The organism is Nocardia carnea (genome assembly GCF_029868325.1).
Taxonomy (GTDB): domain Bacteria; phylum Actinomycetota; class Actinomycetes; order Mycobacteriales; family Mycobacteriaceae; genus Nocardia; species Nocardia carnea_C.
Map to the genome: position 1 here is coordinate 1 of NZ_JARWNW010000062.1, position 3,375 is coordinate 3,375.

General features: G+C 66.5%; 3 protein-coding genes. All 3 read right to left on the reverse strand.

Annotated features, from left to right (window positions below; all coding sequences use genetic code 11):
- Positions 1–451 precede the first annotated feature (451 nt).
- The 3 genes from murA to QH196_RS03600 all read right to left on the reverse strand — a co-directional run bounded on the left by murA (position 452) and on the right by QH196_RS03600 (position 3,044).
- On the reverse strand, positions 452–1,711 hold the full coding sequence (murA, locus tag QH196_RS03590) for a UDP-N-acetylglucosamine 1-carboxyvinyltransferase (protein WP_280414300.1): 1,260 nt from the start codon (positions 1,709–1,711) through the stop codon (positions 452–454).
- 154 nt (positions 1,712–1,865) lie between these two features.
- A complete protein-coding gene (locus QH196_RS03595; protein WP_280414301.1) occupies positions 1,866–2,528 on the reverse strand; it encodes a cob(I)yrinic acid a,c-diamide adenosyltransferase in 663 nt (220 codons plus the stop codon).
- A gap of 93 nt (positions 2,529–2,621) precedes the next feature.
- A complete protein-coding gene (locus tag QH196_RS03600) occupies positions 2,622–3,044 on the reverse strand; it encodes a DUF2550 domain-containing protein (RefSeq protein WP_280414302.1) in 423 nt (140 codons plus the stop codon).
- Positions 3,045–3,375 lie beyond the last annotated feature (331 nt).

Genomic DNA, 3,375 nt, shown 5'->3' on the forward strand with positions numbered 1-3,375 from the left:
CAAAACAATCGCCAGCCGGAATTTAGCTGACTTAAATGTTCGGCCCTCCACACGGGGGTATGAAGAACCGAAACCAAATTAAATATTTGGCACTGACATTCATCAACACACTATTGAGTTCTCAAAGAACACACGCACACACTTCGACATCCGGCCTGGCCGGTGCTTCTGTGAGGCAACTTCTCAAGCTTAGCTCATCCGTTTTCCCGATTGCAAATCGGAGGTTCCGGCTGAACCAGTGTGATCGCCAGGCGCTCCTCGTCCTACCTCGTTTCCCTGGTCCCTCCGGCTCGGCGTTTCCGCCTCGCTCCGGGCCCCGGGTCGGTGTCCGTGTCGCTCTGACTTGGATAAAGTTACGCGGCGTCGAAATAGATGTCAAATCGCCTGGTCACGGTAGGTAAATCGCGACATTCCTGTAATACCCACGCGCACCGTTTCGGCTTCGAAACCCTCATCCCGCCGAACCCACGCGTTCCACGGCTGCGCCGAGCGCCTGCAGCTTTTCCACAAAGGCCGGATATCCGCGGTCGATGTGGAAAACGTCGTGGACTTCGGTGACCCCATCGGCGACCAGCCCGGCCAGAACCAATCCGGCGCCGGCCCGGATATCCGACGACCACACCGGTGCACTGGACAACCGCGGAATGCCACGGACCACCGCATGATGACCATCGGTACGGGCGTCGGCACCCAGGCGGATCATCTCCTCGACGAACCGGAACCGGGCTTCGAACACGTTCTCCGTGATCATCGAGGTGCCGTCGGCGATCGCCGCCAGACCGATGGCCATCGGTTGCAGGTCCGTGGGAAAGCCGGGGAACGGCAGGGTCGAGAAGTTCACCGCACGGGGACGGTCGGCCTGGACGACGCGGAAGCCGTCCTGTTCGAACGAGATACGCGCGCCTGCCGAACGCAGTTTGTCCAGGACCAGCGCAAGATGCTGCGGATTGACCCCGGTGACGCGGACGTCGCCCATGGTCATGGCCGCGGCGATACCCCAGGTCGCGGCGACGATCCGGTCGCCGATCACCCGGTGCGTCGTCGGCGAGAGCCGCTTCACGCCCTGAATCGTCAGGACCGAGGTGCCGGCTCCCCGGATATGCGCACCCATCTGGGTGAGCATCGTGCACAGGTCCACGATGTCGGGCTCGCGGGCGGCGTTGTCGATCACCGTCTCCCCCTGCGCGAGCACCGCTGCCATGAGGATGTTCTCGGTCGCCCCTACCGACGGGAAGTCGAGCCGGATACGCGCGCCCTGCAGTTCGTCGGCGCGGGCCACCACGCATCCGTGCTCGATCTCGCTGGTCGCCCCGAGCAGACGCAGACCTGCCTGGTGCATATCGAGGGGGCGTGATCCGATCGCGTCACCGCCGGGTAGCGCGACCACCGCACGTTTACACCGCGCCATGAGCGGGCCCAGGACACAGACCGACGCACGGAACTGGGTCACCGCCGGGAAATCGGCGTGGTACTTGGGCTCGGCAGGAGTATCGATGGCGACGACATCGCCGGTGATCGTGACTTCGCAGCCCAAACCGCGCAGGACCTCCGCCATCAAGGGAACGTCCAGAATGTCCGGGCAGTTCGTGATGGTGGTGGTGCCTTCGGTGAGCAGAGCCGCGGCCATGAGTTTCAGGACGCTGTTCTTGGCGCCTCCGACCGAGACCTCACCGACCAGCCGGTTGCCGCCAGTTACCAAAAACCGTTCCATGCCGCCTCTCCGAGTATTCGGCGCACCAGTGGGTGCAAGGATAGAGCGCAGACGTGCGCGCTGGTGTGCCGGTCGCGCGATTACGCCGGGGCCGGGCGCCGGGCTCGGCCCGACGGCCATCCGGCACGACCACCGCTGACGGAACCGGTCCGCCTCAGTGTCCCGACGGGCTGTCGGGCCCCGACGAGGTACCGGAATCCGCGCCCGGCTCGTTACGCCCGGCGGACTCGGCCGGTTCGATATCCGCGCGGCCGCCGCCGGGCCGCCAGAGCACATCACCCTCCGGATTCGTATACCGGCTGAGGATGAACAGCAGATCCGACAGCCGGTTGAGGTACTTCGCCGGCAGCACGCTCGTATCGTCCGGATGCGCCTGCACCGCCGCCCACGCCGAACGTTCGGCCCGGCGAACGACCGTGCGGGCCGTATGCAGCAACGCGGCAAGCGGGGTGCCGCCGGGCAGGATGAACGAATGCAGCGGTGCCAGTTCGGCATTGAACTCGTCACACCAGGATTCCAGGCGTTCGATATACGCCTCGGTGATGCGCAAGGGCGGATACTGCGGGTCCGGCACCAGCGGCGTCGACAGATCGGCACCGGCGTCGAACAGATCGTTCTGGATACCGCGCAACACCGCGACCAGCTCCGCGCCGGGCGCACCGAGCGCTATCGCCACACCGAGTGCTGCATTGGCCTCGTCGCAATCGGCGTAGGCGACCAGGCGGGGATCGGTCTTGGCGACTCTGGAGAAGTCGCTGAGACCGGTGGTCCCGTCGTCACCGGTTCGGGTGTAGATCCGCGTCAGATGCACGCTCACACGACCCACCATAAACGCTCGCCGCGTCCCGGACCGGGTTACCGATGCTGCGTCCATGTGCCGCCGCACACGGGCGTCACCACATCGGGGTGGTCAGTGGCCGCGAAGCCGGCGAGCGCGTTCGGAGGGACGTGACTCGACCCACGACAGAAACGCGGTCAGCGCGGCGCGATCCAGCGCCAGCTCGTAGTCGCCGTTGCGGTCCGCGACACCGATCACCGAGATCGCATCGGTCATGATGTCGTACTCGTCACCCCGCGGGCCGCGGCGATCGCCGATCTCGATACCGCGGCGCCGGATCACCGAATCCGCACCGGGCTTGAGGCTGGTGAGTTTGTAGAAGACGAGATGATCCTCGTCGTACCGGATGACGCCGTGCCGCCAGCGTTCCCCGCCCCGCGCCGGAAGCACCCGCAGGATGGCCGCGGTCCCCCCACGACGCAGCATCACCAGGCGATATGTGGACAGGAGGGCCAATGCGACCAGCACTACAACCAGAATGATCGCAATCACCATCCCGGTCTGCAATGCCGCACATCCCTTCGTTCATCCGAGGCGATCGCCGGCTCGGCTCGGCCGATGCGCCCGACGCCATTCAACCACGACCCAGTTTACAAACGGCACGCGGATGTCTCGGAAAATGCGATGTCATCGATCCAGGTGGGGCACAGTGACGGTGCCCACGCGTTATCGGCGGGCGAGACGAGAATCGGGGGGGGGGGGGGGGGGGGGGGGGGGGGGGGGGGGGGGGGGGGGGGGGGGGGGGGGGGGGGGGGGGGGGGGGGGGGGGGGGGGGGGGGGGGGGGGGGGGGGGGGGGGGGGGGGGGGGGGGGGGGGGGGGGGGGGG